21 protein-coding genes and 2 tRNA genes are annotated in these 26,525 nt (G+C 64.0%); 6 read left to right on the forward strand and 17 right to left on the reverse strand.

Going from position 1 to position 26,525, the window contains the following annotated elements; all coding sequences use genetic code 11:
* Positions 1-148: 148 nt before the first annotated feature.
* The 4 genes from VGC77_RS11770 to VGC77_RS11785 all read right to left on the reverse strand — a co-directional run bounded on the left by VGC77_RS11770 (position 149) and on the right by VGC77_RS11785 (position 6,589).
* Complete coding sequence (locus VGC77_RS11770; protein WP_331171753.1) at positions 149-3,037, reverse strand: valine--tRNA ligase; 2,889 nt, start codon at positions 3,035-3,037, stop codon at positions 149-151.
* A gap of 185 nt (positions 3,038-3,222) precedes the next feature.
* Positions 3,223-4,029 (reverse strand): DUF2497 domain-containing protein, encoded by an 807-nt coding sequence (locus VGC77_RS11775; protein ID WP_331171754.1) that lies wholly within the window; start codon positions 4,027-4,029, stop codon positions 3,223-3,225.
* A gap of 298 nt (positions 4,030-4,327) precedes the next feature.
* Positions 4,328-5,722 carry a TolC family outer membrane protein gene (locus VGC77_RS11780; protein WP_331171755.1) on the reverse strand — a complete coding sequence of 465 codons (1,395 nt, stop codon included), beginning with the start codon at positions 5,720-5,722 and terminating at the stop codon, positions 4,328-4,330.
* Positions 5,723-5,923: 201 nt separating this feature from the next.
* Positions 5,924-6,589 (reverse strand): protein-L-isoaspartate O-methyltransferase, encoded by a 666-nt coding sequence (locus VGC77_RS11785; RefSeq protein WP_331171756.1) that lies wholly within the window; start codon positions 6,587-6,589, stop codon positions 5,924-5,926.
* Between the two features lie 124 nt (positions 6,590-6,713).
* Between VGC77_RS11785 and VGC77_RS11790 the strand changes: the two genes are divergently transcribed.
* The 6 genes from VGC77_RS11790 to VGC77_RS11815 all read left to right on the forward strand — a co-directional run bounded on the left by VGC77_RS11790 (position 6,714) and on the right by VGC77_RS11815 (position 9,663).
* Positions 6,714-7,172: a hypothetical protein gene (locus VGC77_RS11790; RefSeq protein WP_331171913.1), complete on the forward strand. Its 459-nt coding sequence runs from the start codon at positions 6,714-6,716 to the stop codon at positions 7,170-7,172.
* Positions 7,152-7,226 (forward strand) — tRNA-Asn (locus VGC77_RS11795). Before VGC77_RS11790 ends, VGC77_RS11795 begins: the two co-directional genes overlap by 21 nt.
* A gap of 112 nt (positions 7,227-7,338) precedes the next feature.
* Entirely contained in the window at positions 7,339-7,542 is a 204-nt protein-coding gene (locus VGC77_RS11800; RefSeq protein ID WP_331171757.1) for a hypothetical protein, read from the forward strand.
* 118 nt (positions 7,543-7,660) lie between these two features.
* The gene (locus VGC77_RS11805; RefSeq protein ID WP_331171758.1) at positions 7,661-8,023 is read left to right on the forward strand and encodes a hypothetical protein; all 363 of its coding nucleotides are present in this window, start codon (positions 7,661-7,663) and stop codon (positions 8,021-8,023) included.
* A 198-nt stretch (positions 8,024-8,221) separates the two neighbouring features.
* Positions 8,222-8,398, forward strand: a complete 177-nt coding sequence (locus VGC77_RS11810; protein ID WP_331171759.1) for a hypothetical protein — start codon at positions 8,222-8,224, stop codon at positions 8,396-8,398.
* Between the two features lie 149 nt (positions 8,399-8,547).
* Positions 8,548-9,663: an acyltransferase gene (locus VGC77_RS11815; RefSeq protein WP_331171760.1), complete on the forward strand. Its 1,116-nt coding sequence runs from the start codon at positions 8,548-8,550 to the stop codon at positions 9,661-9,663.
* 40 nt (positions 9,664-9,703) lie between these two features.
* Here VGC77_RS11815 and VGC77_RS11820 read toward each other — a convergent pair.
* The 13 genes from VGC77_RS11820 to VGC77_RS11880 all read right to left on the reverse strand — a co-directional run bounded on the left by VGC77_RS11820 (position 9,704) and on the right by VGC77_RS11880 (position 26,426).
* Positions 9,704-9,777: transfer RNA gene (locus VGC77_RS11820), tRNA-Cys, on the reverse strand.
* Between the two features lie 160 nt (positions 9,778-9,937).
* On the reverse strand, positions 9,938-10,939 hold the full coding sequence (locus tag VGC77_RS11825) for a site-specific integrase (protein ID WP_331171761.1): 1,002 nt from the start codon (positions 10,937-10,939) through the stop codon (positions 9,938-9,940).
* A gap of 90 nt (positions 10,940-11,029) precedes the next feature.
* Entirely contained in the window at positions 11,030-11,353 is a 324-nt protein-coding gene (locus VGC77_RS11830; protein WP_331171762.1) for a MarR family transcriptional regulator, read from the reverse strand.
* Between the two features lie 183 nt (positions 11,354-11,536).
* Positions 11,537-11,758 (reverse strand): hypothetical protein, encoded by a 222-nt coding sequence (locus tag VGC77_RS11835; protein ID WP_331171763.1) that lies wholly within the window; start codon positions 11,756-11,758, stop codon positions 11,537-11,539.
* A gap of 89 nt (positions 11,759-11,847) precedes the next feature.
* Positions 11,848-12,027 (reverse strand): hypothetical protein, encoded by a 180-nt coding sequence (locus tag VGC77_RS11840; RefSeq protein WP_331171764.1) that lies wholly within the window; start codon positions 12,025-12,027, stop codon positions 11,848-11,850.
* A 1-nt stretch (position 12,028) separates the two neighbouring features.
* Positions 12,029-12,541, reverse strand: coding sequence for a hypothetical protein (locus VGC77_RS11845; protein WP_331171765.1), 513 nt, complete (start codon positions 12,539-12,541; stop codon positions 12,029-12,031).
* An 8-nt stretch (positions 12,542-12,549) separates the two neighbouring features.
* Positions 12,550-15,183: a DNA-directed RNA polymerase gene (locus tag VGC77_RS11850; protein WP_331171766.1), complete on the reverse strand. Its 2,634-nt coding sequence runs from the start codon at positions 15,181-15,183 to the stop codon at positions 12,550-12,552.
* A gap of 138 nt (positions 15,184-15,321) precedes the next feature.
* Positions 15,322-15,861, reverse strand: coding sequence for a hypothetical protein (locus VGC77_RS11855; protein ID WP_331171767.1), 540 nt, complete (start codon positions 15,859-15,861; stop codon positions 15,322-15,324).
* 331 nt (positions 15,862-16,192) lie between these two features.
* Positions 16,193-16,924 carry a tRNA-uridine aminocarboxypropyltransferase gene (locus VGC77_RS11860; protein ID WP_331171768.1) on the reverse strand — a complete coding sequence of 244 codons (732 nt, stop codon included), beginning with the start codon at positions 16,922-16,924 and terminating at the stop codon, positions 16,193-16,195.
* 50 nt (positions 16,925-16,974) lie between these two features.
* Positions 16,975-20,079: an efflux RND transporter permease subunit gene (locus VGC77_RS11865; protein WP_331171769.1), complete on the reverse strand. Its 3,105-nt coding sequence runs from the start codon at positions 20,077-20,079 to the stop codon at positions 16,975-16,977.
* Positions 20,079-23,204, reverse strand: a complete 3,126-nt coding sequence (locus VGC77_RS11870; protein WP_331171770.1) for an efflux RND transporter permease subunit — start codon at positions 23,202-23,204, stop codon at positions 20,079-20,081. The genes VGC77_RS11865 and VGC77_RS11870 overlap by 1 nt, the downstream gene beginning before the upstream one ends.
* A gap of 413 nt (positions 23,205-23,617) precedes the next feature.
* On the reverse strand, positions 23,618-24,982 hold the full coding sequence (locus tag VGC77_RS11875) for an efflux RND transporter periplasmic adaptor subunit (RefSeq protein WP_331171771.1): 1,365 nt from the start codon (positions 24,980-24,982) through the stop codon (positions 23,618-23,620).
* The gene (locus tag VGC77_RS11880) at positions 24,972-26,426 is read right to left on the reverse strand and encodes an efflux transporter outer membrane subunit (RefSeq protein ID WP_331171772.1); all 1,455 of its coding nucleotides are present in this window, start codon (positions 26,424-26,426) and stop codon (positions 24,972-24,974) included. The genes VGC77_RS11875 and VGC77_RS11880 overlap by 11 nt, the downstream gene beginning before the upstream one ends.
* Positions 26,427-26,525: the final 99 nt, after the last annotated feature.

Here is a 26,525-nt window from a genome sequence, read left to right on the forward strand (position 1 = left end):
GCCTCGCTTTGCGGCCGTCAAAGACGTTCGCTTTGAATTGCGGCGTTTCAAGATTGCCAGCCCGTCATTCCGGGGCGCGAGCGGCGCAAGCTCGCAAGCCCGGAATGACGACGGCAACAGTCGGATACGGACTCTCTCGATAACGCGCTCAGCCGGCGTTCTTCAGCCGCTCCAGCGCCTCGAGGATCTTGGCCTTGCGCGCCAGCGCCGCCTCGCGCTTTTCTTTCTCTTCCTCGACGATCTCTTCCGGCGCGTTGGCGACGAATTTCTCGTTGGAGAGCTTGGCGTCGACCCGCTTGATGTCGGCCTCGGCCTTGGCCAGCTCCTTGTCGAGCCGGGCCTGCTCAGCAGCAAGGTCGATCACGCCCTTCAGCGGCAACGCCGCGATCTCGCCGCGCACCAGAAGCTGCACCGCGCCCTGCGGAGCAGCATCGGCGAACGAAATCTCGCCGAGCCGCGCCATCCGCTTCACCACGTCGCTCCAACGCTGCGCGCGGTCTTTCGTCTCGGGGGAGGCGCCGGCCAGCACCAGCGGCGTCAGCGTCGCCGGCGTGAGGTTCATTTCGGCGCGCACCGAGCGGATCGCGGTGACGAGGTCGACCACCCAGCCGATTTCGGCTTCGGCCTTAGGATCGCTGAAATCGGCCACCTGCGGCGCCGGCAGGATCACCGGCGGCACCATCGGATCGGTCAAGGCCGGGGCGTCGAACACCTCGACCGCAGTCTCGGCCTTGCGCGACCACGGCGTCAGCGCCAGCAGCGTGTCGCGCTTCGCCGTCACCGCCCATAGTTCTTCGGTGATGAACGGCATGAACGGATGCAGCAGTTTCAGGATCTCGTCGCGCGCCCACGCCACCATGGCGCGGGTCTCGGCTTTCGCCGCACTCTCCTCGCCGAGCAGCACCGGCTTGGCGAGTTCGAGATACCAGTCGCAATACACGTTCCAGACGAAGCGATAGGCGGCGCCCGCGGCGTCGTTGAAGCGGTAGGCCTCGATCGCCTCGGTGACTTCACGGACTGCGCGCACGGTCTCGTGGGCGATCCAGCGGTTCAGCGTTCCTTTCGCCGCGGTTGGATCGAAATCCTTGGGCAGTGCGCAGCCGTTCATCTCGGCGAAGCGGCTGGCGTTCCACAGCTTGGTCGCGAAATTGCGGTAGCCTTCGACCCGGCTCGAGGCGAGCTTGATGTCGCGGCCTTGCGCCGCCATCGCGGCCAGCGTGAAACGCAACGCGTCGGCGCCGTAGTCGTCGATCAGGTGCAACGGATCGATCACGTTGCCCTTCGACTTCGACATCTTGGCGCCCTTCTCATCGCGGACGAGGGCGTGGATGTAGACGGTCGGGAACGGCACCACCTGCTCGGTCGCGGCCAGCGGCCGCTCCTTGCGCATGAAGTGCATCCCCAGCATCATCATCCGGGCGACCCAGAAGAAGATGATGTCGAAGCCGGTGACCAGCACGTTGGTCGGGTAGTAGCGCTTGACGTCGGTGTCGGAATCCGGCCAGCCGAGCGTGGAGAACGGCCACAGCGCCGAGGAGAACCAGGTGTCGAGCACGTCCTCGTCGCGGGTGATGAAGCCCTCGCGCTTGGCGGGGTCTTCCGCCATGTCGTGCGCCTGTTCCGGGGTGATGACTTCCTGCTCGACGTAGTAGCCGAGCGCGTTGCCGACCGCCTCGTCCTCGGTTTCGGCGACGAACACCTTGCCGTCCGGGCCGTACCAAGCCGGGATCTGGTGGCCCCACCACAATTGCCGCGAGATGCACCAGGGCTGGATGTTCTCCATCCATTCGAAATAGGTCTTCTCCCAGTTCTTCGGCACGAAGGCGGTGGCGCCCGAGCGCACCGCGGCGATCGCCGGCTGCGCCAGCGTCTTGGCGTCGACGTACCACTGGTCGGTCAGATACGGCTCGATCACCACGCCGGAACGGTCGCCATGCGGCACCATGTGCACGTTAGGCTCGATCTTCTCCAGGAAGCCGAAATCCTCCAACCGCGCCACGATGCTCTTGCGCGCGGCGAAACGCTCGAGGCCATGCAGTTCCTCGGCAAGCTGGGCAGCGCCTTCCGGCAGCCCGTGCAGATAGGCCTCGTTGTCCACGAGATCGATGCGGCCCTCAATGTCGAGCACGTTGATCTGCGGCAGGTTGTGCCGACGGCCGACCTCGAAGTCGTTGAAGTCGTGCGCCGGCGTGATCTTCACCGCGCCGGAGCCCTTTTCCGGGTCGGAATAATCGTCGGCGACGATCGGAATCTTGCGCCCGACCAGCGGCAGGATGACGTTGCGGCCGACCACATGCGAGTAGCGCACGTCGTCCGGATTGACCGCCACCGCACTGTCGCCGAGCATGGTCTCCGGCCGCGTGGTGGCGACGACGATGAAGGTCTCCGGATCGTCGGGGTTGAACACCGCGCCTTCCAACGGATAGCGCAGGTGCCACAGATGGCCCTTGACCTCGACCTGCTGCACTTCGAGGTCGGAGATCGCGGTGAGCAGCTTGGGGTCCCAATTGACCAGCCGCTTGTCCTTGTAGATCAGGCCTTCGCGGTGCAGTTCGACGAACACCTTGGCGACCGCGCGCGACAGCCCCTCGTCCATGGTGAAGCGCTCGCGCGACCAGTCGCAGGAGGCGCCGAGCCGCTTCAACTGGTTGACGATCACGCCGCCGCTTTCGGCCTTCCACTGCCAGACCCGCTCGAGAAACTTGTCGCGGCCCATCTCGCGGCGGCTCGGCTCCTGGCGCTCCATCAGCTGCCGTTCAACCACCATCTGGGTGGCGATGCCGGCGTGGTCAGTGCCGGGCTGCCACAGCACGTCGCGTCCGCGCATCCGCTCGAACCGGCACAGCACGTCCTGCAACGTATTGTTGAGCGCGTGGCCCATATGCAGCGAGCCGGTGACGTTGGGTGGCGGGATCACGATCGAGAACGGGGTGGCGTCGCGGCGCTCCGGGCGGCCGGCCTTGAAGGCGCCTTCGGCTTCCCAGGCTTGCGCGATACGGCCTTCGATGTCAGCGGGCTGATAGGTCTTTTCGATCATGGCGGGGTCGATTCTGAGATCTCGCCGGCAACTGCAATTGCGCCGGTCGCGCGCGCTAGAAAGCCGCCGGCGCCGCGCAAGTCAACACGCGCGGCGGATTCAATCGGGATTTAGCCGGCAAATGCCGCGGCGCTGCGGAATGGCTGCAATGCCGGCGGAGCGTGCGGCCCAGGCCCGGCGGCGGGTCAGCGGCCGCGCGACACCCGCTCGATTTCCGCCTTGACGATCCGCTCCACCAATTGCGGCAGGTTGTCATCGAGCCAGGATTTCAGCATCGGCCGCAGCATCTCCTTGACGAGATCCTCCAGCGTGCGGGCGTTGTTGCTGAGCACGGTATTGGCCAGGGAGTTGAACGCCGATTCCACCGCCGACACCGTCGAGCGCGACAAAATCTCGGGCGGTTGCGGCTGCTGCGGCTGGTACGGCGGTGGCGCCGGGCGCTCCATCACCGGCGCCGGTGCCGGCATGGTCCAGGCCGGCGTCTGCGCCCGCTCGGCGCGGATCGCCTCGGCGAATTCCAGGTCGGCGTCGCTCTCCACGGTCTGGAAGGCCGGCGGCGCGGGATCCGGCAGCGCCATGTCGTCGGTCAGTTCGAACACGTCCTCTTCGGGGTCGGGCTCCGGCACCGCGGCCTGTCGCACCTCGGCCGGGGTGGTCGAGGCGTCGAGCCCGGCCAATAGCGCGTCGATGTCGTCCTGATTGTTGGATTCGGCTGCGGCGGCCGGCGCCGCGGGCTTGGCCGGGGCCGGGGCCGGTTGCGGCGCCGGCTTGACCGCGGGCGGCGCGGCCGGAATCGTCGCGGCGGGCGTGCTGTTCATTGCCGGCGGCTTGGCCGCCGGAGCCGCGGGCTTCGCAGGTTCCACTTTCGGTGCGGCGGCGGCCGGCGCCGGCGCGGCCGCCGCAGGCTTGGCCTCGTCGTCGGCGATGATGCGCCGGATCGACGCCAGAATCTCCTCCATCGAGGGCTCTTGGACCTTTGCAGGTTGCGTCATCCCCAACTCCACATCATCAACGCGCTCACACCCGTCTTACACCAAAGCGGCGCAAGAATTGCTGGTTCCGGAAACCGCGGGCCGGTTTTCGGCACGCAAGCGTGACTTGTCCCCAGTTCAAGCGTTGCAGATTTTCCGACCCTGCCCCGGATCGCCAGCGCGTTGATCAGCACTCGTCGAATGCCAAGCAACGGCGCACGAATCGACCTGCCCGCTCCGGAAAAGGTATGGCACGGCAATAATCGATTGCAAGCAAAGGCGGGCCGTTCAAGCCGCGCCAAGTGCAATCAAGCGACGATTAGCGACCGTCGGGGGTGCGAACGCCGAACCAGCTGTCGCGGACCTGCTGGTAGTGCACGCTGGGGTCATACACCGTGGTGTTGAGCTTCAAGACCTGCGGCGACAGCCGGCCGACCGCGTTGAGCACCGCGTAGGATGCCACCACGCGATCGTGCTGCGCGGTGACCAGCGCGACCCGGGCGTTGACCAGCGCCTGCTGCGCGTTCAACACGTCGAGCGTGGTGCGCTGGCCGGCCCTGGCTTCCTCGCGGACGCCGTTCAGCGCGATTTCCGAGGCCGAGACCTGGGCCTGCGCCGAGGACACCTGGGCGCGGCCGGCCAAGAGCTGGCCCCAGGCTTGCACCACACTGGCGCGGGTCTGGTCGCGCACCTGCTCGAGATTGAGCCGCTGCTGCGCCAGGGTTTCCTTGGACTGCCGGATCAGCGCGTATTCGCCGCCACCTTGGTAGATCGGCACCGACAATTGCGCGACCGCCGAAGCGACGAACTGACGCGGCGTGGTAATCGACTGCTCATAGCCCTGCTGCGCGCTGCCCTGCAGCGTCAGCGTCGGAAACAGCGCGCCCTCGTTGATCTTGACGTTGAGGAAGCTGACGTCGATGCCGAACATCGAGGCGGTGACGTTGGGGTTTTCGGTCAGCCCGAGCTCGACCGCGGTCGGCAACGTCGCCGGCAGATAACGATCGACCGGCGAGCCCGGCGCCAGCGCTTCGGGTTCGCTGCCGATGATGCGGCGGAAATTCGAGCGCGTGGTGGTGAGGTTGGATTCCGCGGTGAGCTGCTGGGTGCGGCCGGCGGCGAGCTGCGCCTCGGACTGCGCCACGTCGGTGCGGGTCACTTCGCCGACATTGAAGCGGTCGCGGGTCTGCTTGAGCGTCTGCTCGAGCACCCGGACGTTGCTGCGCTGAACCTCCAAGGTGGCGGCGTCGCGCAGATAATCCATATAGATGGTCGCCGCCGACAACAACACGCTCTGTTCCAGCACGCGCAAGCCTTCGCGCGCCGACGACACCTGGCCCTCGGCGGCGCGGGTGCGGTTGGCGGTCTGATTGCCGTTGAACAACGTCTGCGAGGCGGTGACACCGATCGCGCGCGGCGCCTGATCGCCGTGGATGCGGCCGGTCAACCCGCCGGTGGTGCCGACCACGTCGGAATATTGATAGCCGCCGCTGGCGGTGACGGAGACGCGCGGGCGATAGCCGGACAACGCCTGCGGCACGTTCTCGTCGGTGGAGCGCACCGAGGCGCGCTGCGCATTGAGCTGCGGATTGCTTTGATAGGCGCGAACCAGCGCCGCTTCGATCGTGTCGGCGAGAACCGGCGTGGCTCCGAGGTGAGCCAGAATCAGTCCGGCGATCGCGGTGCCGGCAGCATGTCGTCGAAACCCACCCATCCGTGGCAATCCATTCCAACCAACAGCGTCATCCACGCAACTCCGCGTCGATCCGCTCTGTTATTACAGTCGAAGTCCCGCCGCAACATAAGGCACCGCGTCGCCCGACGGAACCCCCACGCCCGGCTCCCGGTCGAAACTCTCGATCTGGGGCATCCAAGACACACTTCTGATTTTGAACGACAATTACGGAGCAAATGGCTAGAAAACGAAGCCCTTCGGGCGCTCCAGGCCGGGCAGCACCGGCGCCGAGGTGTCGAACAACGGCCGGCTGCCAAAGTCATCGTCGGACCGCGTCACGATCTCGGCGTGCGACGGGCGGCCGAGCGCGAACACCCCGACCAGCCGGCCGGCTTCGCGCAGCTGCTGGTACAATTGCAGCGGCACGACTTCGGTGGCGCCATTGAGGATGATGGCATCATAGGGCGCGGTGGCGGGAAACCCCTCGCCCGACGCGGCCTGATGCACCCGCACATTGGTAACGCCGAGCCGGCCGAGGATCTGGCTGGCTTCGGCGGCGATGTTGGCTTCGCTCTCGGTGGCGACCACATGGTCCACCAGCCGCGCAGCCAGGGCCGCGAGGTAGCCGGTGGCGCAACCGACCACCAGCACGCGGTCGGTCGGCTGCAGATTGGCCGACTGCAACAGCCGCGCGGTCACTGCGGGCTTGAGCAAATAGCGTTTGACCGGCCCGGACTCGCTGACGTCGAGGTCGAGGTCGAGGTAGGCCAGCCTGCTCTGGCTCTCCGGCACGAACGCCTCGCGCGGCACCGCGCGCATCGCGTCGATAATGTTCCAGTCGGTGACGCTGCTCGGCCGGATCTGACCATCCACCATAAACCGTCGGGCGGTCGAGAAATCGGGCATTGGGAATCCTTGCATCGAAACGGTCGCGGAACGCCCGCCATGTTTGATGCAAGCCTTGTCAAAACGCAACAGCGGGTCGACCCGAGGTCGCCCGGCCAACGGTCAGTAGCAGGGCTTAAATCGCATGCCGCCGACGACGCGCGATCAGCATTCCAAAGTCACCGCAAGGCGGCCGATCAATGACGCCACTTCGTCGAGTCGCTCGGAATCGTGGCGCTGCACCGCGGCGTCGAGCCGCCGCAGGCACTCATCGCACCGCGGCGTCGAGCCGCCGCAGGCACTCATCGTCGCTGATCGTAACGCCAGCGGCATCGGTGAGCAGCTCGGCTGGCCGCGGCACCGAATCAGAGCCAGGGCGGCGGCGCATCGAATCAGGCTGCAGATCGGACATCAGGCGTCTCCGGCGATGGTGGATCGCGCCGTCAACGGCAGCATCGCCGACAAGTTCCTGGAAAATGCCGCCCTTCGACGCTACAATCCCGCCCGGCGTCGCAATTTCCCGCTTTGCAAGCCGCAGAGGCCTTGCTATAGGCTGCCGCACGCGAGCTTCGCTTCGCTCTGTTCCCTGGTAGCTCAGTGGTAGAGCAACCGGCTGTTAACCGGTTGGTCGCTGGTTCGAATCCGGCCCGGGGAGCCAACATTCTCAATCAGTAAGCCGTCAACCACATGGCTCTGAACGCGTCCACGGCGCTGGCCGGCAAATCTGTTGCGTTCGCATCACGTCACGATGCGCGATCGGGGACTGAAGGATGACCGAGCGACTGGAGACCCTGAAACGGGCACGTCAGCGGATGATCGAGGATCGCGACACCTTCGCCAAGATTCTCGCAGCCCCGTTCGATCGCAGCACCGCCGAACGCTCGCGCAACAAATTCGTCGAGACCCAGGTTCTGATCGACGCGATCGACCGCGCGATCGCCGGCGAATTGGCCTCCGGCGACGGCCAAGGCTGACGCGGATTCCGCTGCCCGCCCTGAACGACCTCACATCGGTTTGAACCGCACTGCACCACGCTGCGGAACGCCCTGCCCTACGAATGGTTGGTGAAGATCAATCACGCAGGAGGATTTCATGACTCGTTTACCGATTCTTGCCGCCGCCGCCGTGCTGACCACGGCCCTGGCCACCCCGGTGATGGCGCAGTCGTTCGATCCGGGCTGGAACGGCCCCGATCGCAGCGTCAGCCGGGATTATCGCCATCAGCGCGTCTATCGTCAGGACCGCAATTATGACGCCAACGCGTTCTGGCCGGCCGATATGGCCGCCGGCGTGGTCGGCGGCGCAATCGGCACCGCCGGCGCCATCGCCACCGCGCCGTTCGGCGGCCCGGATTCGTTCGCCTATGACGATTCCTATGCCAAGCGGAACGGCTTTGTCTGCCAGCCGGGAACCTGGTTCCGCGGCGAGGACGGCCGCAAGCATCCCTGCCAGTAACTTCTCTTCGTCAGTTGCAAGTTGGCAATGCCGCCCCCGCCGGGGCGGCATTTTTCTTGGCCGCCGATGGTGAAGCGGATGTGAGCGGGCCGCGACGGATGATCGGCGAATTTCCGGCGATCGATAAAATTTGAGCGACCCGCGAAACCGCCGAACAAAGCGTTTCTGAGACATTCCCCGGTAATCGGGGAGTGTGTGATGAACGAATACGAGTACAACCGGATGCTGGATGATATCGCCTGGGCGCTGGACGACAGCGCGCAGGACAACGTCCAGAGTGCGACCGTGCTGCGCTTGCCGCTGCGCGCCGCCAATGACAACGACATCGAATGGCCGCTGCTGCCGTTCCCGGAAGGCTGGACCGCCTGCTGCTAGGACTGCGGTCGACGATTGCTCGGCTCGACCGCGCGGCGGTCGCGCCAGGCGTCGCTTGATTCGCGGCCGTCATTTCACTACTCGTGCGACGCAGGCTTGGCCCCGGCCATCGGCACCGGCTGAGGCCCGCTGCAACGTCGAGAGCTGAAATGGCTGAAAACGGCGCGGAGACCTTGCGGACGTTTCAGCCGCTGGACGGCCTGCGCGGCGCGGCTGCGCTCGCCGTCGCGACGCTGCACGGCAGCCAGATGTTCGGCCAAGGCGTGTATTTCCGGCACGGCTATCTCGCGGTCGATCTGTTTTTTGTACTCAGCGGCGTGGTGATCGGCCATGCCTATGGCGGCAGGCTGAAAGCCGGCATGAGCGTCGGCGAATTTGCCCGGATCCGGCTGTATCCGTTATACGTCCTCGGCCTCAGCGTGATGGGCGTCTGGGCTGCCTACGCCATCTCCAACGCCATTCCCTTCACCATGTTTAGGCGGGCGAACTGGGCGTGGACCGACCTGCTCTCGACGGCGCTGTGGTCGGCGGCGTTTCTGCCCAGCTTCTCAGGCGACTGGCACGCCCGCATTGCCTATCCGCTCAACCCGGTGTCATGGTCTCTGTTCTTCGAACTCTTGATCAACCTGCTGTATGCGGGGTTTCGCAGATACATCACCCGGATCGTGCTGGTGATTGTCATCGCGCTCTCAGCCGGCTGGCTGATCCATGTCGGGCTCACATACAACAGCCTCGATCGCGGATTTGAGCTTGATCATTGGGACGGCGCGATTCCGCGGACCTGCTTTTCGTTTTCGGTCGGATTGTTGATCTACGACCTCGTCGTCGCCGGCGCGCCACGGGTCGCGGTGCCGCCGGCGCTGCTGATCGCGGTGACGGTGGCGATATTGTATGTCAATCCGCTGTCCGGGGTTTTCGACCTGGTCTGCGTGATGCTGATTTTTCCTGCGCTGGTCTATTGCGGCACAAGGCATCTGCGCCCCGGGGCGAGTGCCAGCCTTTACGGCTTCTGCGGGCGGATCTCCTACGCGGTGTACACGCTGCATTTTCCGCTGGTGGTGATCATCATGATCAATTTTGGCGGAGTTCGAACGCTGCCGGTAGGCGTCGCGCTGGGGCTTGGGATCGCCGGCCTGGTGCTGCTGTGCTGGATCGTGGATAGGCTCTACGATACGCCGCTGCGCTCGCTGCTGCGCCGCCTCAGCGATCGCCCGGCGCGTGCGGCGCTGGCCGCCGCGGAGTGCGCCCCCAAGCAAACAGCGTGAGGCCGGGCGTCGGCGGATTTCAGGGACGGCAATCGGAAAATGGAGGCCACGTCGGGACTCGAACCCGAGTAAACGGTTTTGCAGACCGGCGCGTAACCACTCCGCCACGTGGCCCCATAACCATTCCTCTAGGCAAATCCGAGACTTAGGTCAAGTAGTGGTCGCTCCTATTTCGTAAGCAATTTGGCACTGTGCCATCTGTTCTTGTTCCGGTCCTGTTCACCACCAGTTCTTGTTCTGGCCATGTTCACCAGCGGTACAGGTTCTGTCCGGATCAAGCGGTGAGCCGACGCCGGTCGAGCTTTTCGACAAACTCGTCTTGGTCGCTCACATCATGATGGACGTATCGTTGCGTGGTCGAGAGGTTGGCGTGACCGAGGAACTTGGCCAGCCTGAGCACGTCCATTTTGTCCCGCGAGAGGCGCGTCGCTGTGGTGTGCCGGAAGGTGTAGGGAACCACCGCTCCCCTGCCCTTGTCTGGCAAGCCAGCAGCCTTGCGAGCCTTCACCCAGAACTGGTGCCACATCCGATCGGTCATTCCCTTGGTGCCGAGGATGGCCCAAGGCTTTTCCCAGCCGGCTTCCTTGAGCGTCTTCAGGATCACGATCACGTCGCTGGACATTCTGACCGAGCGAGGCTCGTCGGTCTTATTATACCAGAACGACAAGGTCTTGCTCTCGAAGTCGACGTGGTGCCATTCGAGGTGCTTGCACTCCGAGAAGCCCCGGCTTGCCGTGTCGATGAGGAACATGGCGAAGGGTCGCCACCGCTCAGGCAGATTGTTGAGCATCACGTTCTCCTGCTCGACCGTCAGGACGAAGGTGCGCTTGGCCTTGGTGTCCCGCTTCACCTTGAACCTGGGGACGAACGGGATGAAGCCCCGGTCTTCTGCCCGCTTCAACATCTTGGACAGGGCGTTCAGCTTGTTGGCGATGGTGTTGATCGAGTTCCCCTTGACCCGCAGCTCTCGCTCAATCTCCTCGATCTTGAACTTGTCGATGGAGCGGATGCTGAAGCTCTTGCCGAGGATCAGGGTTAGCTCGTTCACTCGCCCTAAGACCGAGGGATCACGGCTTTCGCCTTCAGGCCAACACTCGCGGTATAGGAGTGGAAATAGATAGCCCACGCTCATCTTGGGATTGTGCGAGAGCATCTTGTCTTCCCAGTCCTTCGCCTTCTTAGCCGTGTTGAACATCACACGGCGACGCTGACCCTTATCGTCCACACCATCAGCAATGTAGCTAGTCGTCTGGCCGTTCACTCGTTTTCGTACCAATCGAACCTCCTTCGTTGGGCACAAAGTAATCAAGGGCTGAGCCGATCAAGGTCAGCACCCCGATGGTTGCAACGGTGAGGATGAGTAGTGTCATGCCATCACCTGCTGCAATTCCTTGTAGAACTGCTTACCTGCTGGTGTGAGGGTCAGTTCTCTGAAGCGTCGGTCATAATCATTCTCGACGCGCTCGATGAACTTCATTCCGGCCTCCCGGTCATAGCGCCGATCAGTCCAATAGGAGACGTTGCGAGAGACGGCGGCGTTGCTCACCTTCAACTCCATCTCAACGTCCTTTTGTGTGCATTTGCCGCGTGATGCGATGAAGAGGAATGTCTTAATTGTTAGCAGGGATACTTCGCCACTAACTCGCTCAGAGATGAACTCAATGGCCCGGGTAAACTGCTGTATCTGCATGAGACGAACCTCTTGCGCCGTGCGAGACGCTTCAACTTGGTGGACATTATCTCGTCTTTCGTAACGATAATGGTTTCGTATCAGCTTCGCATGCGTAACGTCAACGCTGGAGGAGGTTTCTCAGTGTGTCTATTATACCTCCTTCCGTGAACACAACGGGAACATCAACAGAGAAGTTCCGCCTCAGGAACCCTTGCGCACCCGGTCAGCATCCTCTGAGCAGAGGGTGAACCGGTAGCTCTCGACGACACGACGGGTAGCATCGTTGTAGCGAAACAGCTCAAGGACCAGCCCACCGTCTGCGGTATCGCGGACAGAGAGGTTGTCAGCGGTCAGCAGATGCGTCGAGGTCTCCTTGCCTCGAAACGTCACGCGCTCGACCACGCTGTCGGGATTGTTGCTCACCACGTCAGTCTCCATTCAGCCAGTATAGGAAGAAGCACTGAGCCGGCGATGGTCAGGATCACTGTCAGCTTTGCATCGATTGTCATGGCTCAATGCCTCCCCTTCAACAGAGCATGGATCATGCGAGCTTCTTTGGTGCTGATCTTGCGGCCAGCACGGTTCGACGCTTCGATTGCTTGGTTCACAGCAACCGGGTTGTAACGCTGCCAGTCCTGTTCGGTCATAGGCTTGCAGTTAGCCGGGCGGTGTCGCTTGTCATACAGTCCCATGTCAGTTCGCTCCTGCGTTGATTGCTTCCAGCTCGCGGGATCGCATGCGCGGCGGATTGCTGGTGTTGAAGACTTGGTTAGTGCTCGACACAGGATCAGTGATGCAAACCGTGCCATCAAATCGCACCATGATGTTCTCATCATGCAAGTCGAGGTATTCGAAGTTCTCTTGAACGTCCTGCACGAATGCCCGTCCGCCCGGGATCATTTCGTCGGTAATCTGCTGATCCCTCAAAGCCCCGTAGGCTCGCAAGCCAAAAGCCAGCGCCGGCCAGTTGTTACCCCATCGACTTGTTTTGTCGCTGCGTTCCGCGCACATGGTGCGGGCCATGCGTTCCATCACCGCAATGTAAGTGCCATCGGAGTTGCGCTGATACGAATAGATGCGAGGTGACAGCTTGCCAGCGTAACCCTTGCGAGTTGCCCACAATGCATAGTCAAGCCAATCGTCGGGCCGAGTGTTGACCTTGATAACTTTGCTGCTGCCGGGCTTGGCCAGCACGGTGGAGAACATGCCCTGCCCTAGCGTCTCATATCCGGTGAAACTCCATATACATTGATCAGTTCCTGTGCTGCGCTGTCCACCACGTATTGGTAGTGCCACTTGGTTCCCTTGAGGTATCGCCGCTTGTAGGCGACCGCGAACAGCGGCTCGATGCCTGACGTGGTGCCAGCAAGGATGCCAATCGTGCCTGTCGGCGCGATAGCTCGATTAGCGACAGGCGTTGACACACCGAGGTAATTGGCAAATCCGGCAGACGTGCTGTCCGACGTACCCCGATATGCAGCGAGCCATCGGTGAAGCTCTTCGGTGACCTCATACTTCTGCCCTCGCTTGATCAGCCATTCGTGGATGCCCATCAGGCCGAGGCCGAGGCGGCGGTTCTTGGCGCGGACATCGTAGACCTTCTGATAGGGCAACTGCGCCTTCAGCGTTCCGCAGAGCAGGAACATGGTGCCGAGGGCCGTGATGTCTTGCAGTTCTTCGATGGTGTCGATGCGACCGAGGTTCAGGCTTCCGAGATTGCAGACATCGCTGTCGTCTTCGGAGGTAACCTCAGTGCAAGCGTTGCGAAGCGTCTCCCGCTCCTTATCGAAGAAGTTGAACGAGAAGCCCGGCTCAGCAGTTTCCAGAGCCTGTCGCACGTTGGTGAGGAACACGTCCCCCACGTCACCGGTCTTCCAGAAATTGGTGAGCCATTCGGTGTCGTAGTTGACCGAGATGTTCGTCATGTCGAGCGGCGCAGGGAAGTTGAAGTCCTGCTGCTTGATGTCCCAATAGGTCAGGCCGGACGTGCCTACAGGCATGTTCTTCCAGTCCTTGGCGGTCAGGAAGGTCCGCACATCGCTGTGCTTCCAGTTGAGCGAGGCGTAGATCGCGGAACGGCGGGAGCCGCCCTGCATCACGCGGCGTCCGATCTCATTGACCATGAGCATTTTCGGGATAGGACCAGAGGCAAGGCCTCCGGTGCGACCAAGGGGAGCGCCCTCGCCTCGATAGACGGAATAGTCGGAGCCGATGCCGCCACCCGTCATCAGAGCGCTTTCGGACTTCCAAGACAGGTTGGCCCAGTCTTCGCGGGTGACAGCACGTCCCCCCTGCTCATCGAGCAGCATGGCGCTGTAGTGCTGAAGCCCCGAGCAAGTTGCATCTACCGGGATGACCAGATGGGACACGAAGCCGAAGCCCGTGTTCATGAAGTCACGCCATTCGATGCAAGCTCGCAGGAACTGGAAAGGCTCACTGGCTTCTGTCCAGCGAATATCCATGAGTGGATCAGTCGCAATGGAGAAGATCATGTCTTCGTTATCAGTCGTCCAGTCAGCGCGTTCCTGAAGAGAAACCTTGTCGTTACCGTAAGCATTGGCGCAAGCGATAGCGAGCCAGCAGGCCTGTTCCTCGTTCATGATCGGGTGCCCCTCACCAAATTCCAGAAGGGCTTTCACGAAGTCCGTCCCTTGTGGATTGAGGTAAGCAGTGATCGGATAGGCTCGACCACGGCTATCGAGGTTGTGAGGGAAGTAGATAGCAGGAAACTCCTTGTACTTCTTTGCGATGCTGATGCAGTCGGTGACGGCTCGACGCTTGGACTTCAGTTCACGGTTAGCCGAGCGGATCAGGAAGCACTTCAGGTTGTGGGCCTTGGTGATCTTCTCATCCTCACGATAGCCCTCAGGAGCTGGCGGGAGCGGTTGATCGTCAGCCCGAGGCAGACCAGCGATGTCCCCTCCCCGTTCGTTGTATGCCCAGTCGAGAACCGACAGGATGGTCTTGTTGATCTTGAAGGGCGTTTCTTGCAGAGCGTTCACAGCCGGGATGATCTGCGACCAGTCCAACTTCAACATCTCATCGACCTCACCACGCCCGGTGCGTTTCACCAGCGGGTATGCCTTCAGCTTGTTGGTGGTGTAGCCACCACGAAACAGGTTCTCCATCGACCACGGGATGGGCTTCACGACCATCGGCTTGTAGATCAGGTAATCGAGAACACGCTTCTCCATCATCGTCTCCATGTGAGCGATGAACTCTTCAGTCGGATCAACGTAGATGCTGTCGGAGGGAGCTTCGACCAGACCGGTGCCATCACGGAACCAGAGCAGCAGGGCGTAGCCAACCTGGGTCTTCTGACCATCGTCCCACGCGGTCCACGAGATGTGTTCCGCATCGAAGTAGTTCTTGATGGTGCGCTTGCGCCAGTCGCGGGGATAGGAACGCCTATCGAACTGCTTGCAGAGCTTCTTCAGCAGATTGCGACGTTCCTTCTCCTGTCCAAAGTGACGGATGCGGACCTCGTCGTGGATCAGATCGCCGACCTTGATGCAGATTGACGACCGCTTGATGCGCTTGCCACGCTGGCGAGGGATGCAGTTGAGAAACGCCTTGACGAACAGATGGGCGATCACCTCAGGCTCAAGACCGGTCTTCAGGAGCAGGCTGACGCCCTTAGCCTTCGGACCCGGCTTGTGGGGATCAGCCCCATTGAGCTTGTCCCCAACGATCTTTGCGAACGCTGCGTCGAGGGAGCGCTGATAGAGCACACCGGTCTTGGTTTCGGACCAGACACCGAGCTTACCCTTCTTCTGATTGTCTCGGGTCTGGCGAACCTTGGCATCCAGTGCCATGCCCTCTTCGAGGATGATCTGTGTCGATAGCATCTTAGGGGTATCCCTTCCTGTTGGGTAATGGTTGGGAAAAAAGAAGACCCGGTCCACTCAGGCTAACAGGTGTTAACCTAGGTATATGGGAGTGAACCGGGGCGGACTGCAGAATGGTAGTCGCAATAATGTTTCGCTTCAGTGGATCATCTTTTGCTTTAGTTGCGCCTCCCACCGACTAACCCATCCAATGATACCGGTGGCTCGCGAGGCCAAGAACGGGAGAAGGAAGGCGAGCGCAACCCAAAAGAGCATTCGCGGGTATTCGTCAGGGATGCTCTGGCCCGGCGCAAGCCAGAAGTGGAAGCCTGCACCCACACCCAGCGTCACCAAGACCCCGTGCAAGGTGCCCAGCAACACCGAGGCGATGCAGACGGCAAAGGTCAGCGGCAGGATGGCGGTTCGCATCACCGCGTTGAACTCCTGCTGCATGTCGAAGGAGATGCCCAGCGCTGCCACGATGATTGGCACGGACCATAGGAGGCTCACCTTGTGTGCTTCGTGTCCGTCCTTGACATCGAACAGCTCGCCCTCCCAAAGCACGTCCACGAGGTCGCTGACCGTTGCGAACTGCGTGTCTGCGGTGAAGCTCCGCTCCCCACACATGATCGAACCGTCACCACCCTTTAAGGTGAAGCGGAGGGTGAGAATGTCCCCGATGGCGCTCACCTTCAGCACGTGTAGGTCCGAGGAGCTTTTGCAGCACCTCAATACATCAACAATGTCGGGCATTTTCTTCTTAATCTTTCTAGATTTTGAGATGTTTTCTTAAGCGCGATCCTTACGCTTAAGGTGGGACTGCGTTTTTGCATACGCTCTGAGGATGGTCAACATGACCATCTCGGAAATGCCTAGTTTGATTGGGTTTGGTTAGGGGTGACGTGCAATTAGGGAGTGTAAACCGGCTGCTTTTGCAGACCGGCGCGTAACCACTCCGCCACGTGGCCCCATCGCCGGATCAATATACGGCCCGGCGGCGATAATCAACCAAGCCCGCCGCAGGAAAAGCTCAGGCGTGCTTCTTGCGGCGGTAGTCGCGCTTCTTCGGCTTCGGAGCCAATTCCGGCAAAGTCGCCTGCACCTCGCGGAATTTCGCCAGCATGCGGTCAAAGGCGCCGAGCAGCGTGGTCTCGATGTCCGGACGCTTTTCCAGCCCGGCGATCAGCATCGCGGCGGCCTCCAGCGTCGACAGCCCGTCGCGGCGGGGCTCCTTGCGCAGCTTGCCGTAGCGCGACGGCGCCTTGGGGCCGAGAATCACCCGCTGGCATTTCAGCATCCAGGCGTTGCGCCACCACAAGGCCTTGGCCTGGCTCCAGGTGCCGTCGAGCAGCACCACGCCCTCGATATCCTTGAGGATGGCGCGCTGATTCTCCTCGACCTCGCCCTTGCGGTCGATCGCGACGATGTCGCGGTCGGTATCGAGCTCGGCGACCTTGGCGGAGCCGAGATACAGCACCGCCCAGCGCGACGGATCGTGCACCGGCTGCCCCCAGGCTTTCGACAGGCTCGGCCAGGACAGCCCGACCCGCACCACCGCATTGGGAAAATGCAGCGCGGTCAGCCGCGCGGTGGCAAGCGCCCGGTCCTGTTCCTGCGGATGCTGCAGGATCAACAGCTTGGTGCGGCTCTCCAGCGGCGTGACGCTGTCGCAGATGCACAGCGGCACCGGCTTCTGGCAGCGCGGGCATTCCGGGATCGGCTCGGGCGCCTCGCCGGCTTTTGGCTCTGAAATCTTGGTCATCGGCCCCTATACGCCGCGCCGCCCGCCGCCACAACCGCCGCGACGAAACGCTATTCCGCGGGCTGCGGCTCCGGCGCCCGGCTCCAGCGCTGCCGCAGCCGGTCGATCAACAGATAGATCACCGGCGTGGTGTAAAGCGTCAGCACCTGCGAGACGAACAGCCCGCCGATGATGGTAATGCCGAGCGGGCGGCGCAGTTCGGTGCCCGGCCCGATCGCCACCACCAGCGGAATCCCGGCGAACAGCGCCGCCATCGTGGTCATCAGGATCGGCCGGAACCGGACCACGCAGGCCTCGAAGATCGCCTCCGCCGAGGACAGCCCGCGGCTGCGCTCGGCCTCGAGCGCGAAATCGACCATCATGATGCCGTTCTTCTTGACGATGCCGATCAACAGAATGATGCCGACAAAGGCGATGATGGTCAGCGGCGTATTGGTGACCTGCAACGCCAGCAATGCGCCGAGCCCGGCCGACGGCAGCGTCGAGATGATGGTCAAAGGATGCGCCAGGCTCTCATAGAGCACGCCGAGCACGATATACATCGCCACCAAAGCGGCGAGGATCAATAGCGGCTGTTTCGATGAGGTCTTGGCGAAGTCGCCGGCATTGCCGTCGAACGAGCCGCGGATGCCCTCCGGCATGTGCAATTCGTCGACCGCGCGCTGGATGTTGGCGGTGGCCACCTGCAGCGGCACGTCCGGCATCAAATTGAACGACACCGTGGTCGAGGGAAACGACTGCGAGTGATACACCGCCAGCGGCGACAGATCCCGCTTGGTATGCACCAGCGCCGATAGCGGAATCTGCGCGTCATTCGCGCCGGCGACGAAGATGCGTTCGAGGTCGGAGGGATCGTTCTGGAATTTGGCGTCGATCTCCAGCACTACCTGATACTGGTTGCGCTGGGTGTAGATGGTGGAAATCTGCCGCTGCGAGAATGCGTTGTTCAGCGCGTTGTCGATGTCCTGGACCTTGACGCCCAGGCTGGAGGCGACATTGCGGTCGATCGACAGCGTCAGTTGCAGGCCGCCGGGGTCGCGGTCGCTGGAGACGTCGGTGATGCCCTCGACGCTCTCCATCCGCTTGCCGACCAGCGGCGCCCAGGTCTGCAGCAGATTGAGGTCGGTGCTGATCAAGGTGTACTGATAATCGGAATCGCTCTGCCGGCCGCCGGTGCGCAAGTCCTGCGCGGCGAACATGAACAGCCGGATGCCGGCCACCGCGCCGAGATTTTTGCGCAGCCGGTTGATCACCAGTTCGGTTGAAAGCCCGTCGCGCTGCTCGATCGGTTTCAGGCTGATGAACATCATGCCGCGATTGGAGCCGCCGCCGCCCGGCCCGCCGCTGCCGCCGAGCGCCGAGCCGATGCCCTCCACCGCGGGATCGGCCATCACGATGTCGGCGAGCTGCTGCTGCATCTGCTCCATCGCCTGGAACGAGACGTCGGCCGAGGCGCGGGTCGAGCCGATCACGAAGCCGGAATCGTCGGTCGGGAAATAGCCCTTCGGGGTCTTGACATAGAGCGTCACCGTCAGCGCGATGGTGGCGAAGAACACCAGCATGGTGAGGCCGGGATAGCCCAGCACCGCGCGCAGCGTCGCGGCGTAAGACCTCACCAGCCGCGACAGCACGGCCTCGACGGCACGGTCGAACCAGGTCTCGTCGTTCGACACCGCGGCGCGGATGTAATGCGCGCAGATCATCGGCGTCACCGTCAGCGACACCAAAGTCGAGACGGCGATGGCAAAGGTCAGGGTCAGCGAGAATTCGCGCAGCAGGCGGCCGACCATGCCGTCCATGAAGATCAGCGGCGTGAACGCCGCCACCAGCGACAGGCTGATCGACAGCACGGTGAAGCCGATCTGTCTCGCGCCGTCGAGCGCCGCCTGCAGCGGCGCCATGCCGCGCTCGAGATTGCGGTACATGTTCTCGATCATCACGATGGCGTCGTCGACCACGAAGCCGACCGAGATCGCCAGCGCCATCAGCGACAGGTTGTTGATCGAAAAGCCGGCGAGCCACATCCCGGCGCAGGTGCCGGCCAGCGCCAGCGGCACCGAAACTCCGGCGGCGATGGTCGGCGTGATCCGTCGCAGGAACACGAACACCACGCACATCACCAGGATCGCGGTGGCGAGCAGCGTCCATTCCATGTCGGCGACGCTGGCGCGAATCGTGCCGGTGCGGTCGGTCAGCGTCGAAATCTCGACGCCGGCCGGAATCCATTGCTTCAGTTCGGGCAGCAGCGCCTTGACCCGGTCGACGGTGTCGATGACGTTGGCGTCGCCCTGCTTGGTGATCTGGATCAGCACCGCCGGCTGCTTGTTAAACCAGGCGATCGAGCGGCTACTGCGGGTGGCGTCCTCGACCTTGGCGATGTCCGACAACCGCAGCGAACTGCCGCCGGTGCTCTTGATGACGATGTCGCGGAATTCCGCGGCGGTGCGCATCTGCTTGTTGGTCGACAGCGTTTCGCTCTGCCGCGCGCCGTTGAAAATGCCGACCGGCCCGAGCGGATTGGCGTTGACGATCGCGGTGCGGACGTCGTCGGTGGAAATATTGGCGGTCGACAGCGCCACCGGGTTGAGCGCGATCCGCACCGCCGGCTGGTCGGCGCCCGACACCGTGACCTCGCCGACGCCCGGCACCTGCGAGATCCGTTGCGCAATCACGGTGTCGGCGACGTCGTAGATTGCGCTGGTCGCGATGGTCTGCGAGGTCAGCGCCAGGATGAACACCGGCGACGCCGCGGAATTGGCCTTGCGGAATTTCGGCAGCGTCGGCAAATCGGTCGGCAGGTCGCTGAGCGAAGCGTTGATCGCGGCCTGGACGTCGCGCGCGGCGCGGTCGACGTCGCGGCCGATCGCAAATTGCAACTGGATCCGGGTCGTGCCCAGCGAACTGGTCGAGGTGATCTGGTCGATGCCGGCGATCTCGCCGAGCCGACGCTCCAGCGGCGCCGCCACCGTCGCCGCCATCACCGAGGGGTCGGCGCCGGGCCGCGACGCCGTCACCGAGATCATCGGGAAGTCGACATTCGGCACCGCCGCCACCGGCAGAAATTTGTAGGCCACGAGCCCGAGCAGAAACAACCCGATCGCCAGCAGCGTGGTGCCGACCGGGCGACGGATGAACGGCTCGGACAGCGAGGCCATTACGGCGCCTCCCCGGCGGCTCCGGCGATCGGCGGCGACGGCGTGACCGGCGGCAGCGCGCCCTCGATGCGGCGGTTCAGCCGGTCCAGCGCCAGGTAGATCACCGGCGTGGTGTACAGCGTCAGCAACTGGCTGAGCAGCAAGCCGCCGACGATCGAGACGCCGAGCGGAAAGCGCAATTCGGCGCCGGTGCCGCTTTCGATCGCCAACGGCAGCGCGCCGAACAGCGCCGCCAGCGTCGTCATCATGATCGGCCGGAACCGCAGCAGGCAGGCCTGCACGATCGCATCATAGGACGACAGGCCCTTGTGCCGCTCGGCCTCCAGCGCGAAGTCGATCATCATGATGGCGTTCTTCTTGACGATACCCATCAACAGGATGATACCGATCAGCCCGATCACCGACAGATCCTGGCCGAACAGCATCAGGGCCAGGATCGCGCCGACGCCGGCCGAGGGCAGCGTCGAGAGAATCGTGATCGGGTGGATGTAGCTCTCGTACAGCACGCCGAGCACGATGTAGATCGTCACCAGGGCCGCCAGGATCAGCCAGGGCTGCCCGGCCAGCGACTTGGAGAATTCCGCGGCATCTCCAGCATAGAGCCCGACGATCGAGCCCGGCATGCCGATCCTTGTCTCGATCGCCTTCACCGCGTCGACCGCGTCGCCGAGCGCTTCGCCTGGCGCCAGATTGAAGCTCAGCGACACCGCCGGAAACTGCGCCTGATGCGAGATCGCCAAGGGCGCGGTGGTACGCGTCATCTCCGCCACCGCCGCGATCGGCACCTGCGCGCCGCCGGTGCCGGGCACGTAGAGCTTCGACAGGATCGAAGGATCGCGCTGATATTGCGGCATCGCCTCCAGAACTACGCGGTACTGATTGGCCTGGCCGTAGATGGTGGAGATCTGCCGCTGCGCAAAGGCGTCGTTCAAGGTGTCGTTGACCGCCTGGATGCTGACGCCGAGCTGGCCGGCGCGCTGCCGGTTGATGTCGAGCGCGGCGCGCAAGCCGCCTTCCTGCGCCTCCGAGGAGACGTCGCGGAACAAGGGATCGCGCCGCATCTCGGCGACCAGCTTGCCGGACCACAGCGCCACCGCCGCGGCGTCGGTGCCGGTCAACGTGTATTGATATTGCGAGCGGCTCGACTGGGTCGAGATCTGGACGTCCTGCACCGCCTGGAAATACACCGTCATGCCGGGGATTCTGGCAACGCGTTGCTTCAGCCGCTCGATCACCTGCGCGACATCGGCTCTGCGTTCGCCGCGCGGCTTTAGGTTCATCACCAGGCGGCCGACATTGGTGGTCGGATTGACCGAGCCCGCGCCGATCACCGAGACCACGCCGGTGACGTCGGGATCGGCCTTGATGGCGTCGGCGGTTTCGGCCTGCCGCGCCTGCATCTCGTCGAACGAGACGTCGGGACCGGCTTCGGTGACGGCGGTGATCGAGGCGGTGTCCTGCAGCGGCAGGAAGCCCTTCGGCGCCAGCACATAGAGCGCCAGCGTCGCCGCCACGGTGAGGAAGGTCAAAACCAGCGTGGCGCGCTGGCGCCGCAGCACCCACAACAGCGAGCGGTGATAAGCCTCCGCGCTGCGATCGATCCAGCCCGACACGGTGGCGAGCCCGGGGATCTGGCGCTCCTCGCCGGGGTGCTTCAACAGCCGCGAGCACATCATCGGCGTCAGCGTCAGCGACACGATCGCCGAAGTCACCACCGCGATGGTGAGCGTCAGCGCGAATTCGCGGAACATGCGGCCGACCAGGCCGGACATGAACAACAGCGGAATGAACACCGCGATCAGCGACACGGTCAGCGATATCACCGTGAAGCCGATCTCGCTGGCGCCGTCGAGCGCCGCCTGCATCGGGCTCTCGCCGTCTTCCATGTGGCGGACGATGTTCTCGATCATCACGATGGCGTCGTCGACCACGAAGCCCGTGCCGATGGTCAGCGCCATCAGCGACAGGTTGTCGAGGCTGAAGCCGGCAAAATACATTACCCCGAACGAGGTGATCACCGACAACGGCAGCGCCACCCCGGCGATGATGGTGGCGCGCAATGATCGCAGGAACAATAGCACCACCAGCGTCACCAGGATCACGCTGAGCACCAGCGTGAACTGCACGTCGTGCACCGAGGCGCGGATGGTGACGGTGCGGTCAGAGACCACGGTGAGCTTGACGCCGGCCGGGATCGCCCGCTGCACCTTGGGGATTTCGTCGCGGATCTGCCGCACCACCTCGATGACATTGGCGCCGGGCTGGCGCTGGATGTCGAGGATCACCGCCGGGGTGCCGTTGAACCAGCCGCCAGTGCGGTCGTTCTCCAGCCCGTCGACGATGGAAGCGACGTCGCCGATGGTCACCGGCGAGCCGTTGCGGTAGGCGATGATGATCGGCCGGTAGGCGTCGGCGACCGCGATCTGGTCGTTGGCGGCGATGGTGTAGGCCTGTTGCGCGCCGTCGAGCGAGCCCTTCGGGCCGGAGACGTTGGCCCCCGCAATCGCAGTGCGCAAATCTTCCATGGCGATGCCGTAGGCGGCGAGCCGCGCCAGATCGGCCTGCACCCGCACCGCGGGCTTCAGTCCGCCGAGCACAGTGACGCGGCCGACGCCGGAGATCTGGCTCAGGCGTTGTGCCAAGAGCGTGTCGGCGATGTCGCTCATCGCCCGCATCGAACTGGTGTCGGAGGTCAACGCCAGCGTCAGCACCGGGGCGTCGGCGGGATTCACCTTGGCGTAGGTCGGCGGATACGGCAGGTTCTTGGGCAGCACGCCGGCGGCGGCATTGATCGCCGCCTGCACGTCCTGCGTCGCGCCGTCGATGTCGCGGTTCAGATCGAACTGCAGCGACACCTGGCTGACGCCGAACGACGAGGTCGAGGTCATCGCCGACAGCGATGGGATCTGGCCGAGCTGACGCTCCAACGGCGCGGTGATCAGCGAGGCGATCACGTCGGGGCTCGCGCCCGGCAATTGCGTCGTCACCTGCACGGTCGGAAAATCGACCTGCGGCAGCGCCGACACCGGCAGCGCCAGGTAGCCCAGCAAGCCGCCGAGCAGCAGCGCGATCCCCAACAGCGAGGTCGCGATCGGGCGGCGGATAAATGGCTCGGAGACGCTCATGGCTGCGCGCTCCGCCCGCTGCGGGCACCGACGTCAGCGCGGGCCGCGCGCGGCATGGCGACCGCATATGATGATGTCCGCCTCGCCTCGCATCGCGGCGAGCAAGCACGGCCCCTCCGCGCGTCGTCCCTGCGCACGCAGGGACCCATCACCCCTGGCTTCCGCGATGAAGAATGACCCCGGCCACAGTGCATAAATGCGGCTCCGCGCCGTATGGGTCCCTGCGTGCGCAGGGACGACCCGTTGAAGCGCAGGACGCGATCCCGACCGCAGCCGTGCGCGGATCCGTTCGAAAGGCTAAGCGCGATGGCCCTGCCGCAAACGGGGCGAGGGTGCGGATGCCGCGCCGCTGTCAAAAGCCGGGTCTTCATCGGTCGCCTTTCGGCCAGGCGCTCAAGAGAGCGAGATCTGCATCATGGCTGCTTTGCCCCACTGGCTGGCGCGGCGGCATCCTTCGCCGGCGCAGGGCCGGTCTGACCCTTCTGATCGCCTTCGCTCGCGGCGCCTTGACCGCGCTTGGCGCGCTCGCCGCGCTCACCGCCACCCTTGCCCTGGCGTTTGCGCGGCGCCAGATCCGGCGTCAGCGTCGGATCGCTATTGCCGACGCTGACCTTGGCGCCGTCGGACAGATTGGCAAAGCCGGTGGTGACCACGCGCTCGCCCGCGGACAAGCCCTTGGCGATCACCGCGTCGGTTTCGTTCTGCTGCGTCACGCTGACCGGCCGCGCCGACACGATGTCGCCGTCGCCGATCACGTAGGAGAAGGTGCCGGCCGGGCCGCGCTGCACCGCGGAACTCGGGATCACCAAAGCCTGCGGCAACGTCTCGACCTTCAGCCGCACATTGACGAACTGCCCGGGCCACAGCTGGAAGCTGGCATTGGGGAATTCCGCCTTCAGCTTCACCGTGCCGGTGGTCGAATCGACCTGGTTGTCGATGCCGCGCAGCATGCCGTTGTCGACCACGGTGACGCCGTCATTGCCGAACACGTCGACGTTGAGCGGCCCCTTGCCGGAGGCGGCGTTGACCCGGACGATCTGCTGCTGCGGCAGGCTGAACTGCACCGCGATCGGCTGCAACTGCGTGATCACCACGAGGCCGGTGGTGTCGGAGGCGTGGATGATGTTGCCCTGATCGACCTGCCTGAGCCCGGCGCGGCCGGACAACGGCGCGATCACCTTGGTATAGCTCAGCGTCGCCGCGGCGTTGTCGATCGCGGCCTGGTCGGAGCGCACCAGCGCTTCCAGCTGCGCCACGGTGGCGCGCTGGGTGTCGGCCTGCTGCTTGGAGCCGGCGTTGGAGGCGGCGAGTTGCTGATAGCGGGTGAGGTCGATCCGCGCATTGGCGAGCTGCGCCTCGTCCTGTGCCTTCTTTGCCACCGTCTGATCGTATTGCGCCTGATAGATCGCCGGATCGATCTCGGCCAGCACGTCGCCCTGCTTGACGTCCTGGCCTTCCTTGAAGTTGATCGAGACCAGCTTGCCGTCGACCTGCGCCCGCACGGTGACGTTGTTAAGCGCGCGCACCGAACCGACGCCGTCGAGATACACCGGCACGTCCTGAACCCGCGGGGTTGCCGCCAGCACCGGCACCGCCAGATCGGGGCGCACCCGGTTGGCGGCCTGTTTCTGCTGAAACGAATACCAGGCCACATAGCCGAGCCCGCAGAGAATCAGCGCGGTGATGATCAGCGACAGCAGCCGGCGGCGCTTGCGCGGCGGCGCAGCCACGCCGGGCGCGACCTCGGGGACGACCTTCGCTTCCGGCTTAAAGAGCATTGACCGGCTTCTCCATTCGCGGCTGCCAGCCGCCGCCCAGCGCCTGATACAGACTGACGATCGCCAACAGCCGCGCCAATTGCGCCTGCGACAGCGCGTCCTCGGCCTGGAATAGCGTCAGCTGAGTGTTGAGCACGGTGACGATATCGGCGGTGCCGGCACGCAGCTGCTGTTCGGCGAGATTGAAGGCGCGCCGCGACGACTCCAGCACGACGCGCTGCAGCCGCAGCCGCTCGGTGTTCTGCCTGATCGATTCCAGCGCGTTGTCGACGTCGGCGAAGGCCGACACCACGGTCTTGCGATAGGTCTGCAGCAGTTCGTCCTGCAGCGCCTGATTGTACTCGAAATTGGCGAGGATCTTGCCGCCGTCGAAGATCGGCTGGGTGATGCCGGCGGCGACGCTGTAGAACGCCGCGTTCGGGGTGAACAACGCCGCCAATGCCGCGCTCTGATAGCCGCCCTGCCCGGTCAGCTGGATGCTGGGAAAGAACTGCGCCCGCGCGCTGCCGACATTGGCGGTGGCGGAGGCGAGCTGGGCCTCCTGGCGGCGAATGTCGGGGCGTTGCGTCAGCAGGTCCGACGGCAGCCCCGGCGTCACCCGGGGGGCCGCGATGCGGTCGAGCGAGCCGCCGCTGACCCGCACCGCCTCCGGCGGCCGCGACACCAGCGTCGCCAGCGCGTTGATGTTCTGCGCCAGCGTCAGCCGCAGCGGCGGCACCGCGGCGCGCTGATTGGCGAGCACGCTCTCCTGCTGCGCGACGTCGAGATCGCTGCCGGTGCCGACGCTGAGCCGCAGCTTGATGGCGTCGAGGATGCGCTGCGCGCTGGCGATGTTGCCGTTGGCGGTGCGTATCCGGTCCTGCGACGCCAGCACCTGGAAATACGCGTTGGCGACGCTGGCATAAGTGGTCAGCGCGACGACATCGCGGTCGAAGCGGTTGGCATTGGCGGTTTCCTCGGCGGCCAGCGTGGCGTCGCGGTTCTTGCCCCAGAAATCGATTTCATAAGACGCGCTGAGCGACGACGAATAGGTGGTGAACTCGCGGCCGCCGACGCTGCTGCCGGTGCTGTTGCTGCTTGCGGTCGAATTCTTCGAGCGGGTCACGTCGCCATTGGCGCCAAGCTGCGGCAGCAACGCCGCGCCGGTGATCCGCGCCTGCGCGTCGGCCTGGATGATCCGGGCGGTGGCCGCGGTGATGTCGAGGTTGACGGTCTGTGCCTCCTCCATCAGCTGGGTCAATTCGGTGGAGCGAAAGCCGCGCCACCAGTCGAGAGCCGGCGTCGCCGCCGCGGCATTGCCGCGCGCCGCCTTGTAGCCGGCCGGCACCTCGAGTGCGGGGTCCGGCAGATCCTGGGTCAGGATGCAGCCGCCGGCGGCGGCGGCCAGCGCCAGCGCGGCCGCCGTCCCGGCAAGCCGTCGAATCAAGGGAGCAGCCGTCGTCATGCGCGCCGCGACCTCACGCCGCATGCGGCCCAAGCCCGCGTGGTCGCGACCGGGCGGCAACGGATCATTTCGCTTCGATGTGCAATTTGCGCCACGTGA

The organism is Rhodopseudomonas sp. (assembly GCF_036404135.1).
Taxonomy (GTDB): Bacteria; Pseudomonadota; Alphaproteobacteria; order Rhizobiales; family Xanthobacteraceae; genus Rhodopseudomonas_A.